This window comes from Thalassotalea sp. 273M-4 (assembly GCF_041410465.1).
Taxonomy (GTDB): Bacteria; Pseudomonadota; Gammaproteobacteria; order Enterobacterales; family Alteromonadaceae; genus Thalassotalea_A; species Thalassotalea_A aquiviva.
Genome location: NZ_CP166961.1, coordinates 2,433,312 through 2,448,262, shown reverse-complemented (window position 1 = coordinate 2,448,262; position 14,951 = coordinate 2,433,312). Strand labels below are relative to the sequence as shown.

Below are 14,951 nucleotides of genomic sequence, written 5' to 3'. Positions count from 1 at the left end.
GGGAAATATGTGGCTAGTGAATGTACTGGGTTTGTTGTTTATTGCCTTAATTATTTGGTGGTTTTGGCTTTATAAAGCCAAAGCGGTCAGCAACATTGAAAACGACGTGCTGATAGAAGTCAAAGATGGGGGCTATTCGCCGTCGGTAATTACTGTTTCTGCCAACCAACCGATTAAACTTCGATTTATGCGAACCGATGCGTCACCTTGTGCAGAAATGTTATTAATTCCTCAATTAGAAATCAGTAAGCAGTTAAGGTTAAATCAACAAACCCATATTGATTTAAGCAAATTACGCCCCGGTGAGTACGAGTTTCATTGTCAAATGAATATGTATAAAGGGGTACTTAAGGTTATTTAAATAAGCCAGTTTTTTCACATAAAAAACAAAAAGTAATAACAACAAAAAAGGTGAGCGATGCTCACCTTTATATAAAATCTTATAAGCTGAATGTGCGAGAAACACTCAGTACAACACGCTCGTCGGCCGTATCCCAATCTAAGTTGGTGTTTTCTGCGGCTAGCTCAAGGTTAAAGCCGGCGTAGCTGGTTTGATACGCTAAGCGATAGTGATGGTATGAGCTGTTGTCACCATCCCAGCGCCACTTGTCACCGTCAAACGAATTTGAAACATCAAAACTTGCACGAAGTGCATGGTTTGGCGCCAATTTAACGGTGTGCGCTAGCATGCTTACCATGTGGCCGGCACCGGTACCGAAGTAATCCCAGCTGTACCAAAAATTTAACTCGGTGTGACCTAAGGCATTGGCATAACTAAAGTTTGTGTAAACTTCTGGGTAGTTACCATCGCTTGATGCATTGTCACCATGATAAGTGTAATAGGCAATACCGTAATCAACACTTACCTTGTCATTTAACTGTTTGTATTGACCAAGATAAAAGTCCCACTCGGTGTTGGTTTTGCCACCAAAGTCAACATTTGATGCCCAGGTACCTAGGTAAACACCATCGCTTAGGGCTTTGTCTAAACTCGCCTGAATAGCGGGTGAGTTATCGGTTTGGCTCACCCCGTTAAAGGTGTAATCAGACGCTGCTGTCACTGTGGTGCTCCAATCTGCTAAGGCAGACTGAGTAGCGAAAATTAAAGGTAAAGATAAAATAAATTTTTTAGTTAAAGACTTCATAACGTTAACACATACTCTCAATTTTACTGTAGTCAATGGCGTTTTCTTTTGGTGAACCGCTGATGTTTTTAATGGTGTGATATTTTTGGTACATAATGTAGCCAAAGCACGTAAAGAAGATGGCAATCACTAGCGCACCCACCCATTGGATCTGCAAGAAGTTCAATTTGAACAACAAGGTTAGCAGTGACAATGCCACAATGTTTAATACGATATAGTTAGCTTTGCCTAGGCGCTCGACTGTAAGGTTCAAGTTGTCGGTATATAAACGGATCAACGAGTCTAAAGAGTTGACAACAAATACAATACCGACAAATACCATGGCAAAGTTTAATAACCCTTCGGTCGCAATGCCTGCATCATGGTAGTGGTACAGAACCGCTAACCAAGTGGCGATTGGAATTGACGGGAAAACCACCATCGCCAGTAATACTTGATAGGTTTTTAAGCCACCAACAAAACGCGAGGTAAATTGACCAATCATGATGCTCCAAGCAAACCACCAGAATAGGTAAAATTCATGGTAATCATTCAGTGGTAAGACAAAATGGTGAATGTTAGGGAAATAATCACCTATCAATGCCAAATGGTTTGCATAGCTTGAAATTTCACTGTCACCAAAGGCAAAAGCCGAGGTTCCCATAAAGGCAATAAGTGCGATAAATAACCAGCTAGTCGTTAAACTTAAAAAGCGTACATACTTAATGTTGGTACTTGAATACACTGCAATTGAAATAGCCACAAATACAATCAAGTAAAACAGCGCATTAATAGACTCGCCATCACCTAATGAAGGTAAATACCAAGGTAGGTTCGACAACAATAAGTAAGCCGTAAAGGCACAGGTACCAATGATGACCACATTGTTGATGACTTTAACCAAAGGCTTTTCGAAAAATTTTACTTTAGGCTCTATTACACAGAAATAAAAACAAGTTAAAAAATAAAATAGCCAGATAAAGAACCCCCAAAAGCCAAACTCGATCGCGAGTGGATTGGTAAAGCCATATTCTGGGCTTGCGTTTATGTCTGCATAACCCGCAAATTCAGTCAGCGGGAACATGATCAAGCCTACATCCAAGCCGGAAGTAAACAGGATCGCAATAAAAGTAAAAGTCTTAACCGGTGTAACACCCACAACAGGTACATTACCCCACTTATAAACAAAGAAGGCTACCGATAATAGGGTAAACAAGATACCAGCACTAAGCCAAACGGTCATTGTCACCCTCCCAATACAAATAAAAGTACTTCATAACTACTCCAGTTATTTTTTATGAAAAACGTTTCTGCACAGTCCTGTACAGAAACAACAGTTGTGAAAATCCACTCCCGACCCCAACAAGCGTTGGGGAGAAGTCCGAATAAAAAATTGAAACGTATTTATCGTTGCGTGGTTTGCCAGTTCTGGCTTTTTGCAACGTTTACGGGTTCAATGGCTTTGACCGTTTTGCCCAAAATCATATCAGCGGCTTTTTCGGCCACCATAATGGTTGGCGCATTTAGATTCCCATTTGGGATAGTCGGGAAGATGGACGAGTCCACCACACGTAACCCTTCAATACCGTGAACCTGAGTTTGAGAATTAACAACCGCAAGTTCATCCTTGCCCATCTTACAAGAGCAAGAAGGGTGGTACGCACTTTCAACGGCTTGGCGTACGAACTTATCGATATCTTCGTCCGTTTGAATATGTTCACCAGGCTGTATTTCACCATCGCGAAACTCGTCAAAGGCAGGTTGCGAGATAATCTCTCGGGTTAAACGAACACAGGCGCGAAAGCCTTCAATATCGTCTGGATGCTCCAAATAGTTAAACTGTATTTTAGGCGCAACACTTGGATCGTTTGATTGTAGGGTTACCGCACCACGACTTTTGGGCTTGTTATGCCCAACATGGACTTGAAAACCATGCCCATCAAACGCTTTTTTACCATCGTAGCGGATCGCCGCGGGTAAAAAGTGATATTGAATATCTGGCCATTCCACACCCGGTTTTGAGCGGATAAATGCACAAGACTCAAAGTGGTTGGTAACGCCTAAACCTGAACGGTTAAAAAACCATTCGGCGCCAATCATGCCTTTTGAAAACAGCCCTAATTTGCCATTTAAGGTAATGGGTTGCTTACACTTGTATTGGAAATAAAACTCTAAGTGATCCTGAAGGTTTTTACCGACACCCGTTAACTCGTGTTTTACTTCAACACCGGCACTTTTCAGTACATCGGCATCGCCAATACCTGATAGCTGTAAGATATGCGGTGAACCAATAGGGCCTGCACTTAGCACCACGTCTTTAGTACTGTTTGCCTGTTTGGTAGTGTTTCCAACGCGATACTCAACACCCGTTGCTTTTTTGCCATCAAGTAATACTTTGGTTACCAAGGCACCAGTAACTATGGTTAGATTGTTACGGTTTTTAATTGGGTCTAAATACTCACGGCTGGTTGAACTGCGCACCCCGTCTTTTACGGTCATGTGCATAGGGCCAAAACCTTCTTGCTGCTCGGCGTTATAGTCGTTTGTCGTGTTATAACCTGCTTGTTCACCCGCTTTAATAAAAGCTTTGTATAAAGGGTTTTTCATTTCATTACCGTTGTTTACACCAAGTTCACCTTGACCACCACGATATGAACCTTCGCCTTTATACCAAGTTTCTGCCTTCTTAAAGTAAGGCAAACAGGCTTGGTAGTTCCAACCTTCAGCGCCATGCTCTTCCCATTCGTCAAAATCTTTGGCGTGACCTCGCACATAAACCATGCCATTGATCGAAGATGAACCACCTAATACTTTGCCTCTAGGGCAGTGCATTTGACGATTATCTAAAAATAGCTCAGGTTCAGTATGAAACTGCCATGCATACTTTTTAGTGTTCATTGGGATCGACAGCGCAGTTGGCATTTTTATAAAAATGCTTTTGTCTGAGCCACCCGTTTCAAGCAGTAACACCTTGTGTTTAGGGTTAGCAGACAAGCGATTAGCCAGCACACAACCGGCAGAGCCTGCACCTACAATAATATAATCAAATGTGTTCACATTAACTCCTTAAAACGGGCTTTCTATGTTGCCCATACCGACATAAACCGATTTGGTTTGGGTATAACTGTTTAGCGTTTCAACACCGTTTTCACGGCCAATACCAGATTGCTTATAACCACCTACTGGCATTTGTGCAGGAGAATTTCCGTAGCTATTAATCCAACAAATACCCGCATTAAGCTGATGGATAACACGATGAGCTCGTTGAATGTTTAAACTAAATACACCAGCGGCTAAGCCAAGCTCGGTATCGTTGGCACGTTTAATCACTTCATCTTCATCTTCGAACATCAACACACTCATAACTGGACCAAAAATCTCTTCTTTGACTATGGTCATCTCGTCGTTACAGTCGATAAATACTGTCGGTGCAACAAAATAGCCGTTTGGCGCTGATGCTGGTTTTAGAGCATGACCGCCCGTTAATAAGGTAGCGCCTTCTGCTTTACCTGTTTCAATGTAATCTAACACCAACTGTTGGTGCTTCTTCGAGATCAATGCGCCTAAATTCACTTTTGGATCGAGCGGATCACCAGCAATAATATTGTTTTCAGTTCGTAACTTTAGCTCTTTCACAAACGCTTGGTATACGTTCTTATGGACAAAAACGCGGGTACAATTTGTACAAACTTCACCTTGGGTATAAAAATTTCCTAGCATGGCTGCACTCACTGCTTGAGAGACATCGGCATCATCGAACACAATTAACGGCGACTTACCGCCAAGCTCCATGGTGACCTCTTTAAGGTTTGAGCTTGCGCTTTGCATGACTTTCTTACCTGTGCCCACTTCGCCAGTAAAAGAAACTTTTTCTATCTCTGGGTTTGCGGTTAACCATTGACCAACTTCGGCAGCACCATGCACAACATTAAATACGCCCGCAGGCATGCCAGCTTCAATAAAAATTTCAGCCAGTTTTACCGCGCCCATAGGGGTTTCTTCTGATGGCTTAAAAATCATTGCATTACCTGCAGCAAGCGCAGGGCCTGATTTCCAACAAGCAATCTGCAAAGGGTAATTCCATGCACCGATACCAGCACACACACCTAAAGGTTCACGGCGAGTATAGAAAAAGTCCTGTCCCACCGTTTGCTGGCTACCAAGTTGTGCTGGTGCTAATCCTGCAAAGTACTCGATAACATCGGCTCCGGTTTCAACATCGACACAATCAGCCTCTTGAATGGGCTTACCTGTATCTAACACCTCTAATTTGGCTAACTCGTCATTGCGCTCGCGTAACAAAGCAACCGCTTTTAGAAGAATACGGCTTCGTTCCATTGGCGACATAGAAGACCAAATAGTAAAACCTTGTTTGGCGCTTTCGATAGCCTGTTGTTGCACCGTTTCATCCGCTTCTTCGACCAAATAAATATCTTCATCAGTCGCAGGGTTTTTTACTGCGAACATACGGCCGCTTTGGTTAGCAACAAACTTGCCATTAATAAAATTCTGTAAAACAGCTAGGGTCATATTACTCTCCGCCCAATGAAATTAGTGTTTCTATATAGTCTTTAGTCAGCTGCTCGGCCTCTTTGAACTGAGCCTCATTTGCTTGGCTAAGCACTGCTCTTAACCATAATCCGTCAATCATTCCTGCACAGAGCTTAGCGGCTTTTTGTGCTTCAGCTTTGGGCATCAAGGTCTTCAACGAACAGAGCAAGTTACTATACAAGCGCTGCGCGTTGATTTTCTGTAGTCGCCCTAATTTAGGGTCGTGCATCGACTGAGCCCAAAAGCTTAACCAGGTTTTAGCCGAGCTTGCGCTTTGCTGCACGGTTGAAAAATTTGCTTCAACTATAAACATTAAGCGTTCAGCAGCTGTACAACCTCCACGCGTTTTCTCAACTAAGGTTGTGCGTAAATTGGTTAATAAAAATCGAACGGTTGCCTCAAGTAGACCATCTTTGCCACCGAAATAATGACTGATGATCCCAGAAGATAAACCTGCTCGTTTACTAATGCTGTTAATGGTCGTGGCATGTAAACCTAACTCCGCGACCGACTCCAACGTTGCCTTTATTAACTGTTGGCGACGTATGGGTTCCATTCCTGTTTTTGGCATAGTTTTTTATTGATTGACTGTTCAATTAAAATAAACTCTATAGAGTACGAATTAATTTTTCAAGGGGTTTTGTTTTGAGGTAGTGGCTTTTCTAGTCGGGTACGCCTTATTTTTATAGTCTTAACAGGGGGTTAGGTAGACTTGTTAAAAATGAAATATTTTGTAATTAGTTTGAGTTGAATTGATTATTTGTGTAAGTATTTAGGGGCTAGCGAAATAGGGGGAGACGAAAATAAAAAGTAAGCGTTGCTAAAAGAGGGGTATTTTTACAGAGGTTTCTTCTTTCATTTGTGCGCCTTTGTTTTAAGTTAGAGTAAATTTAATTGAATTCGAGTAAGTCTCTAAACCCTTATAAAATTAAATCATACCGTTACAATCAGCGCTGTGCACGTGTATTAGATGGAAAGTTTGACTTACCATTTGGGGTTGATGAATATTTACCCGGTGGTTTATCCGTTGGTGCTGTTGGTGCTGTTGGAAGCACATATAATTATGCAGCACCTTTATATCAAGACATTATTGAAGCTTTTAATAATGGTCAGCACCATGTCGTTAAAGCTTTAATGGATAAAGTTATTTGTTTAATTCGACCTTTAGTACAGTATGGTGGGGTTGCTGCCGGAAAAGCGGCGATGCAATTACATGGTATTGATGTTGGTGATCCTAGGTTACCAATCAAGGCGCTCACTCAGACTCAAAAAGAGCACGTACTGGAGCAAATGAAACAGGCTGGATTTCTTGCGCACAATCGGGAAAAAGCCATTACTATCTAAGCCAAATCGGCTCTGTAATATTTGAGTTTGCAGCAAACTGGTTCTTATATGGATGCAATGTTAAGGGCCGTTAAGGCCCTTTTCTAAACTTAAATAGTTTTTAATACACCTATCATCGAATATTTTAGTCAACACTTGAATTATCGCTTCTTGGCCTATAATTAAATAGCTAACACGCAGTGAGCTTTTGCTGTAAAGTGGTCGTTCAAAGTCGAAATTCTAAGACTAGGTCCGTGTTTTCTTACTTACTTTTATGTAAGTAGTCATTTCTTAATAAAAAGTAGAAATCAATAATGATGACAACCGATATACATTCTGCGATTATCGCCGAAGGGGGAGGTCAAAAAGGGATTTTTACCGCTGGTGTACTGGATGCCTTTCTTGAACAGAAGTTTGCTCCTTTTGATTTAAAAGTGGGGGTGTCTTCTGGTGCGCAAAATATTGCTGCTTATTGTGCTAGAGCTCGTCAATATGGCCAAACGGCGATTGAAGCGTTAACTACAGAGCAACACTTTTTTCGCCCTGCACGTTTTTTTACAGGGGGCAATGTTATTGACTTAGACTGGTATTTTGACCAAGTTAAGTTTAACGACAAAGTACGCTTTCCGACCGAGCCAAGTCATTTAACCCCTGATTCCAATTTTTATGCGGTCGCGAGTCAATATGACTCCTTCACCCCACATTATTTGCACACTTGGCACGACAATATGTTTGAGCATCTCAAAGCGTCCAGTGCAATCCCATTTTTATATCGCCCTACGGTCAATGTGGCTGGTAACTTTATGGTTGATGGGGGCGTCGCCGACCCTATACCTGTGCGTTGGGCGCATCAGAAGGGGGCTAAAAATATATGGGTTATTCGCACGGTAGAAGCGCATGTTGATGGCAAAATATCGGTAATGGATAGAATCGAACCGATTATTCGACGAATTAACCAACACCCTAGAGTGTTTGAAATGTACCAACACCACCAAGACCGTTATGCTGAGGCAATGGATTTTATCAACATGCCACCAGAGGGGGTGAATGTGGTGCAAATCGCGCCAACAAGGCCATTGTTATCTATGACTCTAGGTTCTAGTTTAGAAGCATTAAAAGAAGATTATCAGCACGGTTTAGAACAGGGGTTTAAAGCTCTACAACAGTGGCGCTCAACGTTAGAGTAAATAGCTGTTATGGGGGAGTTAAAAAAGCGCGAGGGCGATGTCGCGCATGTTGTTTTTATCACCTTGCGGTAACACGAAAGGTTTGGTAAATATCACTGTCATTAGAGTTTGATGATTTTTGCCCAATTAATACGATGTCGCCATTTATTGAAAAATGGCCAATCTGGCTGTCTAATGACACCGCAAGCTCATTACTTTGCGTTTTATATATCTCTAATTTGGCTTTTTGCCCATTGTAAAACGCAATATGTTCAGCGCTTTTCTTTACGTTAAATTGTCGGCCATAAAAGGCTGACAAGTTGTTTTTTGGCATCTTAACAGGATTAGCATCTTCACCTAGGTACCAATTATTGTCTTGGTCTACCCATAACCAATCATTTGATGAGGGCGCAAATTGCACGCTTTGCCATTTTTGTTCAAGGCGCTGCATTGACTCATCCTCAAGGTGAAATATGACCACTTGCCAATTGGCGCCTATCTTCATACTAAAGGCGATTTGTTCTGAATTTTTAAAAGAGATACCTCTTAACTCTTTCTCTGGCATAGGTAAAACTTTAGCTTTACCACTAGCAAGATCAATCAGGTGAATGGCATTTAAGGTTAAAGCCGCAACCTTTTGCTCATCGGGAGACCACGTTAAGTCTATGTAGTGGCGACCATCGGCAAATTGGCTGATCTTTTTTTTCTTTTTGGTCTCTCGGTTATATAGCCATAACTCTTCATTACCCGATGTTAGGCTTATGTAGGCCACCTGCTCGGCGCTTGGTGATAACACCGCTAAGCGTTGATCGAAAGTATCGTGCAATAGCGCGGCTGTTTGCCCTGTGGTTAAGTGGTATTGGTCCACATTGATGTCATGTTTAAATGCCGTAAAGGTATAATCTTTGCCGTTACTGTGGCGCTCTGGTCGACTGAGCTGCTGTGGACCACTAAAAAGTACCGTCTTATTCGTACCATCAAGATTATATTGTACTATTTCATGGGCAGGGTGATCGCCCATCAGCACCACATGATCGCCATCATGCGACCAAATACCACAACAGATATAAGCATTTAACCTAAACAGTAAACTAAGCTCTTGAGTATCTAAGTCGAGCTGATAAAAGCCCTCCCACTGTTGTTTATCGGGCGAAGAGATTAGCAATTTATTGTCTGTTGGGTGTAAGTCAAACTGGCTGTTTCCACCTAAATGCAGTTCAGGTTGCGGAAGCCATTGAGTTTTACCACTATCAAGGTCTAGAGAATAAAGCGAATAGGGGCCGCCAGGCTCTGACGATTGGGCAAAAACCAGCAGATTATCATCATGGGTAAACTTAATTGCACCAAAACTACCCGCATTACAGGTGTATATTAACTTAGGCTCAGACATAGCTAAGCCATTAAATTCACGAATAAAGTACTGACAACGCTGTTGTGTCGCGACTAAATACACCAGTTTGGTGCCAGAGTCGTTCCAACTGCCAGGGCCAACCCCGACTTTATTGCCATGCTCAATCTCAACTTGCTCACCAGAGTCGATATTTTTAACCATGAGTCTAAATTTTTCACCATCATGGTTCATGTAAGCGAGCCTGATACCATCAGCATTAAAGCTGGGAAAGTATTCACTGCCCTTATCCGAAGTTAAGGCTTTAGCCGATACAAAAGATTTTGACGATGGGGCATGAAACAATGTTATCCAAACAACAAAGGTGATGAGCAAAAGCACAAACGTTAACAGTAGGGTTTTTACATACACAGGGTTAAACGTTACGGGTATTTTTAGGCTAGATGCTGGCAATGAAGTCGGTGCTTGAGATTGAATAGGCTCTGCCTTTGCCACCAAGCGATAACCGCGTTTAGGCACGGTTAAAATAAAGCTTGGGTTTCTGGCATCATCTTGCAAAGCTTTTCGAAGTTTTGTAATGAGTTTACTGACGGTGTTATCACTAACATAGCGACCCTGCCAAACTTCATCAAGGAGTTGCTCTTTACTAATAATTTGATCAGGGTGCTGACAAAAATAACGTAATAGGTCGCTCATCATAGGTTCAATGCGAACCGTGTTTTGTTCAATTGTTAAGGTTTGTTGTTGTTCACAAAACACAAAACCATTAATTTGCCAGCGCATATACATCCTTTGATTTGTTGTTCTAGCCCTTTAAAAATGCGGCTGTCATAAAAAGTCACAACGATTCACCTTTCGGTCAGGACTTCAAATGGTTAATTAACTACAGTGGTTTCACTTTTTATTTACTTTGTAAAAATGGAAACACAGATGACGAGATTAAACGTAATCTTGGTAGTGGTCTATTGGGTCATTATCTTACTAAACTTTGCACATAATACCTATGCAGCTGATAAAAGCGAATATCCACTTTTTGACATTATCACCACAACGGATTTGAATTCTATTGAAGGGGCCGATGTTATTTTATCTTCTTCGCCATTTAAAACAGAGCTTAAGGCATTTGCCTTAAGTTTAAAAGAACAAGAGATAGCAAATCAAAGCATGTTTAATAAAATCGCTTTGTTGTCATTGCGTGAAGACCTTGAGGCAATTAATAAACTGCTCAAACAACAAAATAACACCTTGGAGTTTTCGCATTATCAGCTTTATCATCAAACCAAACAACGGCTAAAAAATAAAAATTTAACCCCAGCGCACTTTACTGATGAAGCGAAAGCATTAATTCAATATACCTTGGCACAGGCGAATGATGAAGACTTTGTGCAAATGGCGCTTGCTCTTGGTTGGTCAGTACCTAATGCAAAAGATTATGCGTTGAATGTATACAAGCAAGTGCAAAATAAGGCTATGTTAACGCCAGATGAAATGATAAATATCGCCGTAAATAGCCATTTATATCATGTCTTAGAGGCCATTATTCCACTGGTTAATAATGCTTTAGCGCAACAACGAACAAAACGCTTTATTATTGAACCCAATGTTTTAGTTCAATTAAAAAATGGTATTGAACTGTCAACCACTATCGTTCGACGTCGTCACCAAAATCACCCTCTGACCACGGCACTGCAATATACCATTTACGCAGATGAAGCTGGCCATATTAAATCGGCCATGCATGCCGCCGCTCATGGTTATATTGGTATTGTGGCCAATTCTCGTGGTAAGCGTTCAAGCTCAAATGACATAGTGCCTTGGCAACATGAAGGGGAAGATGCTGCCCAGCTGATTCACTGGATAACGGCGCAAGAATGGAGCAATGGCAGTGTTGTCATGTATGGTGGCAGTTACAATGGGTTTACCCAATGGGCAACCGCTAAATATATGCCAACAGGCCTTAAAGCAATGGCACCTTTCGTGGCGGCGAATCTTATTACGGGGTTGCCTTATGAAAACAATATTGCCATAACCGCCAACTTTGAATGGCCATTATATGTCACCAATAACAAAACAGTCGATAACAGTGTTTATAACAACTGGCAACGTAGTGAAGACATTGTTGAAGAGCTGTTTGTTAGTGGTCGTCCAATTGTTGATATTGACAAAATTGCGAAAAAACCAAACCCTTGGTTACAAAAATGGTTAGAAAACCCAAAAGACAATGCCTATTACCAAAACATGGTGCCACACCAACATGAATATAAGCGCATTAACATTCCCGTACTCACCATTACGGGGTATTTTGAAGGTGGGCAAATTTCAGCGTTAAACTACCTTAATCAACATTACCAATACAACAAAAATGCGAATCACTCGCTGTTAATTGGTCCATATAATCATTGGTCAGCGCAAAGTAAACCGCGCTCGCACCACAGTAACTATGAGTTGGATCCGGTTGCGTTATTAAAAGACACTGAAGAGGTGGTATTTGACTGGTTTGATCATGTCTTATACGACAAACCTAAACCAACCTTGGTACAAAACAAAGTGAATTACCAAGTGATGGGGGCCAATACCTGGCGATTTGCCGATTCTTTACAAGAGCTTAATCAACAAACCAAAAGCTTTTATATTCAAAGCGCACAGGCCAATAAATCGCAAAACTATGCTTTAGGGCAAACGCCTTCTGCCAAGACCGATGAATATATTGAACAAATCATCGATATGAGCGACAGAACCGAACAACGAAATATGGCGCCGTGGCCTGTTATTCAAGACAATTTAGATAAACAAGGTGGTATCCAAATTGAGACCCCAGTGTTTGAACAAGATATGGAGCTTACCGGTTCGATTACGGGGTTCTTTGACATAGGCATTAATAAAAAAGACGTCGATATCGGTTTTAATTATTTTGAAGTGACAGCAAACGGAGAAGTGTTTCATTTGAACAATTACCGCAGCCGTGCCAGTTATGCCGATGACATGGGTAAAAGACACTTGCTTATACCAAATGAAAAGCGTCGAGTGCCGATTGTAAATGCTCGATTTACCTCGAAATTAATTAAAAAAGGCAGCAAACTGGTACTGGTGCTCAATGTGAATAAAAACGTTGCTGCTCAGGTTAACTTAGGCACAGGTAAGCCGGTGAATTATGAGCATATTTCAGAAGCAGGAGAACCATTAAAGTTAAAATGGTTTTTATCGTCGCAAATAAACCTGCCGTTAAAACCTTGGCCAAATGCCGCTTCACATCCTCTCAAAGCAAGCTAATAAATGGTCAAACCCAGTGCATTTACTGGGTTTGACAGCTTAATCGGTCGATAGACAATTTAAAATTTTCAACTAGGCTAAATACCTTAAGGACTCAATCGAGTGCTTATATTTTGGAGATTAATCATGAATAGTAAATTACTTCGAGGATTGTTATTTTGTGTTTTTAGCGTATTTGCTATGCAAAATGTATATGCAGATGATCACGAGCCACCATTTATTGGCGGTAACTATTGGGAAGTAACCGGAATTAAAGTGGCCGATGGTGCGGGTTTAAAATATGCCAAATGGTTGGCTAGCGAGTGGCGTAAAAATCTCGACTTTGCCGTATCTAAAGGTTGGTTAGAAAGCTACCATGTGATAAGTAATGTGCACGCACGTGCTGACGAACCCGATCTTTACTTGGTTCGAATTTTTAAAGATTGGGCATCGGTTGAAGAAAGTGAAAAGCGCCGAAAAGCCTATATGGAATGGACCAAAAAAAGTATGGAAACAATGCAAAGTGAAAGTGGCAATCGAGCTGAATATCGAACCATTATGAGTACCTCATTTTTACAGGAAATGAAGTTTAGAAAATAAAATTTAGTCCCTGTATTTACCTGATGCGAGAGCCGGTTGAGCTCTCGCGCTTTGATAAACATCTAATGAGTAACACTAATGGCTATGCTGCGAATTTGGCATCAAGTTGTATTTCTTTACCAACGTATCTTGTTTACTTACCAACATATTAATGCTGTCAAGATTACCTTGTGTAACCTCTACTAGCCTTTTATCCATGACTTTAAACCAAAGACATGGAATGTAAGCAATCACAAACATGCCAAAGTAACCATTTGGCAAGGTTGGCAAGTTTTGAAAGTGCCTTAATGACTGATAGCTTCGAGTGGCATGAGCGTGATGATCGGAGTGGCGTTGCAAATTAAATAACGCGAGATTAGAAAATATATGATTACTATTCCAACTATGGTGAGGCTGGGTTTTCTCATAGCGCCCCGATGAGAGCTTTTTACGTTTTAGGCCATAATGTTCAACATAATTAGCAGAGGTTAATTGCCACATCGACCAAAAAGCAGCAATAAACAAGTAGGGGATCACCTCAACACCTAGCCAAAGTGCCATCGCTAAATAGACAGATAAGGTCATCAGGATGGTTTGCAGAAACTCATTTTTTATTGTCCACGGGGAAAGGCTTTTTGCTTTAAAACGCTCTTTTTCAACACCATAAGCTCGAATAAAGCCACCCGGTAACTCCCTTAAAGCAAACTGATAAATACTTTCCCCCATTTTTGCCGATGCCGGATCTTCAGGGGTGGCGACATGTTTGTGATGACCGCGGTTATGTTCAATAAAAAAATGACCATAAGCCGCTGGCGCGAGAATAATTTTTGCCATCCATTGATCCAGCGGATGGCGTTTATGGCCAAGCTCATGGCCAATGTTTAACCCATGCCCACCAATATAACCAGAGAGCAGAGCCGATGCGATATAGCCCATGGTCGATAATTCATGGTGAGAAACAAACCAGCCCAAAAATACAAATACCATCAGCACAATGGGCACATGCAGCAATGCAATCCAACGATAGTACGGATTGGCTTCAAGTTGGGGAATTATCGACTCGGGCGGGTTAGTGGTATCTTCGCCTAGAAAAAGGTCAATTAATGGAAATAGACCATACCAAATCAGTAGAAATGCCCACAAAAACAATTCATTGTTGTATTGAAAATAGAGCACGGGTCCCATTATTGCAACGAAGGGAATAAGCAAAGATAACAGCCAATAGTAGCGTTTTTTATCAACGTAGACGTCACCATTTGGAGCGATGAAGGTATTGCTTTGGGTCATTTTTTTCCCTTGTGATGAAATTAACCATAATGGTGTTTATGACCATTATTAACCGGTTTATATATAAATCCCCTAAAAAACATAGCGCTATCAAAAACACCAAGGTTGTTTTCTGGGTGGTTGTTAGTATATAAGCAAATTTTTTGGGTGCGAGCTTTACTTTCTCTACAAGAAGAAAAATACCGATATAGGCTAAACGTTATCGAGTGATTATGTCCCCGTGCAGAAAAGATCGCCAGTACCAAGTCAAAATTGAAAAAGTGACTTAACTTTACCAAAGCCATAATCCGTACCAAACTTGATGAAGCGATAAAACCTTACATC

At 41.2% G+C, this 14,951-nt stretch carries 12 protein-coding genes; 5 read left to right on the top strand and 7 right to left on the bottom strand.

Annotation, left to right across the window (positions count from 1 at the left end; translation table 11 throughout):
* The first annotated feature begins 7 nt into the window (after positions 1 to 7).
* The gene (locus tag ACAY00_RS11005; protein ID WP_371373425.1) at positions 8 to 361 is read left to right on the top strand and encodes a cupredoxin domain-containing protein; all 354 of its coding nucleotides are present in this window, start codon (positions 8 to 10) and stop codon (positions 359 to 361) included.
* A 79-nt stretch (positions 362 to 440) separates the two neighbouring features.
* Here the strand turns inward: ACAY00_RS11005 and ACAY00_RS11000 are convergent, their stop codons facing one another.
* From ACAY00_RS11000 to betI, 5 genes are all read right to left on the bottom strand, one after another.
* Positions 441 to 1,145, bottom strand: coding sequence for a TorF family putative porin (locus tag ACAY00_RS11000; RefSeq protein ID WP_371373423.1), 705 nt, complete (start codon positions 1,143 to 1,145; stop codon positions 441 to 443).
* 4 nt (positions 1,146 to 1,149) lie between these two features.
* Positions 1,150 to 2,367, bottom strand: coding sequence for a BCCT family transporter (locus ACAY00_RS10995; protein ID WP_371373420.1), 1,218 nt, complete (start codon positions 2,365 to 2,367; stop codon positions 1,150 to 1,152).
* A 161-nt stretch (positions 2,368 to 2,528) separates the two neighbouring features.
* On the bottom strand, positions 2,529 to 4,181 hold the full coding sequence (betA, locus tag ACAY00_RS10990) for a choline dehydrogenase (RefSeq protein WP_371373417.1): 1,653 nt from the start codon (positions 4,179 to 4,181) through the stop codon (positions 2,529 to 2,531).
* A 9-nt stretch (positions 4,182 to 4,190) separates the two neighbouring features.
* Positions 4,191 to 5,654 (bottom strand): betaine-aldehyde dehydrogenase, encoded by a 1,464-nt coding sequence (betB, locus tag ACAY00_RS10985; protein ID WP_371373415.1) that lies wholly within the window; start codon positions 5,652 to 5,654, stop codon positions 4,191 to 4,193.
* Between the two features lies 1 nt (position 5,655).
* Complete coding sequence (betI, locus tag ACAY00_RS10980; RefSeq protein ID WP_371373412.1) at positions 5,656 to 6,246, bottom strand: transcriptional regulator BetI; 591 nt, start codon at positions 6,244 to 6,246, stop codon at positions 5,656 to 5,658.
* Between the two features lie 323 nt (positions 6,247 to 6,569).
* Between betI and ACAY00_RS10975 the strand changes: the two genes are divergently transcribed.
* Together ACAY00_RS10975 and ACAY00_RS10970 are read left to right on the top strand one after the other, a co-directional pair.
* Positions 6,570 to 7,019, top strand: a complete 450-nt coding sequence (locus ACAY00_RS10975; protein ID WP_371373409.1) for a dihydrodipicolinate synthase family protein — start codon at positions 6,570 to 6,572, stop codon at positions 7,017 to 7,019.
* A 293-nt stretch (positions 7,020 to 7,312) separates the two neighbouring features.
* The gene (locus ACAY00_RS10970) at positions 7,313 to 8,185 is read left to right on the top strand and encodes a patatin family protein (protein ID WP_371373407.1); all 873 of its coding nucleotides are present in this window, start codon (positions 7,313 to 7,315) and stop codon (positions 8,183 to 8,185) included.
* A gap of 58 nt (positions 8,186 to 8,243) precedes the next feature.
* Here ACAY00_RS10970 and ACAY00_RS10965 read toward each other — a convergent pair whose 3' ends face one another.
* Complete coding sequence (locus ACAY00_RS10965; protein ID WP_371373403.1) at positions 8,244 to 10,295, bottom strand: winged helix-turn-helix domain-containing protein; 2,052 nt, start codon at positions 10,293 to 10,295, stop codon at positions 8,244 to 8,246.
* Between the two features lie 147 nt (positions 10,296 to 10,442).
* Here ACAY00_RS10965 and ACAY00_RS10960 point away from each other — a divergent pair, with 147 nt between their 5' ends.
* A complete protein-coding gene (locus ACAY00_RS10960) occupies positions 10,443 to 12,782 on the top strand; it encodes a CocE/NonD family hydrolase (protein ID WP_371373400.1) in 2,340 nt (779 codons plus the stop codon).
* Positions 12,783 to 12,908: 126 nt separating this feature from the next.
* Positions 12,909 to 13,361: a hypothetical protein gene (locus ACAY00_RS10955; RefSeq protein WP_371373396.1), complete on the top strand. Its 453-nt coding sequence runs from the start codon at positions 12,909 to 12,911 to the stop codon at positions 13,359 to 13,361.
* A gap of 75 nt (positions 13,362 to 13,436) precedes the next feature.
* Here the strand turns inward: ACAY00_RS10955 and ACAY00_RS10950 are convergent, their stop codons facing one another.
* Entirely contained in the window at positions 13,437 to 14,627 is a 1,191-nt protein-coding gene (locus tag ACAY00_RS10950; protein WP_371373393.1) for an alkane 1-monooxygenase, read from the bottom strand.
* Between the last annotated feature and the right edge of the window lie 324 nt (positions 14,628 to 14,951).

What these genes read in the sequence shown, in the direction of transcription:
- ACAY00_RS11005 (WP_371373425.1), top strand. Translation starts at nt 8, where the DNA reads ATGTGGCTAGTGAATGTACTGGGTTTGTTGTTTATTGCCTTAATTATT.
- ACAY00_RS11000 (WP_371373423.1), bottom strand. Translation starts at nt 1,145, where the DNA reads ATGAAGTCTTTAACTAAAAAATTTATTTTATCTTTACCTTTAATTTTC.
- ACAY00_RS10995 (WP_371373420.1), bottom strand. Translation starts at nt 2,367, where the DNA reads ATGACCGTTTGGCTTAGTGCTGGTATCTTGTTTACCCTATTATCGGTA.
- betB (WP_371373415.1), bottom strand. Translation starts at nt 5,654, where the DNA reads ATGACCCTAGCTGTTTTACAGAATTTTATTAATGGCAAGTTTGTTGCT.
- betI (WP_371373412.1), bottom strand. Translation starts at nt 6,246, where the DNA reads ATGCCAAAAACAGGAATGGAACCCATACGTCGCCAACAGTTAATAAAG.
- ACAY00_RS10970 (WP_371373407.1), top strand. Translation starts at nt 7,313, where the DNA reads ATGATGACAACCGATATACATTCTGCGATTATCGCCGAAGGGGGAGGT.
- ACAY00_RS10965 (WP_371373403.1), bottom strand. Translation starts at nt 10,295, where the DNA reads ATGCGCTGGCAAATTAATGGTTTTGTGTTTTGTGAACAACAACAAACC.
- ACAY00_RS10960 (WP_371373400.1), top strand. Translation starts at nt 10,443, where the DNA reads ATGACGAGATTAAACGTAATCTTGGTAGTGGTCTATTGGGTCATTATC.
- ACAY00_RS10955 (WP_371373396.1), top strand. Translation starts at nt 12,909, where the DNA reads ATGAATAGTAAATTACTTCGAGGATTGTTATTTTGTGTTTTTAGCGTA.
- ACAY00_RS10950 (WP_371373393.1), bottom strand. Translation starts at nt 14,627, where the DNA reads ATGACCCAAAGCAATACCTTCATCGCTCCAAATGGTGACGTCTACGTT.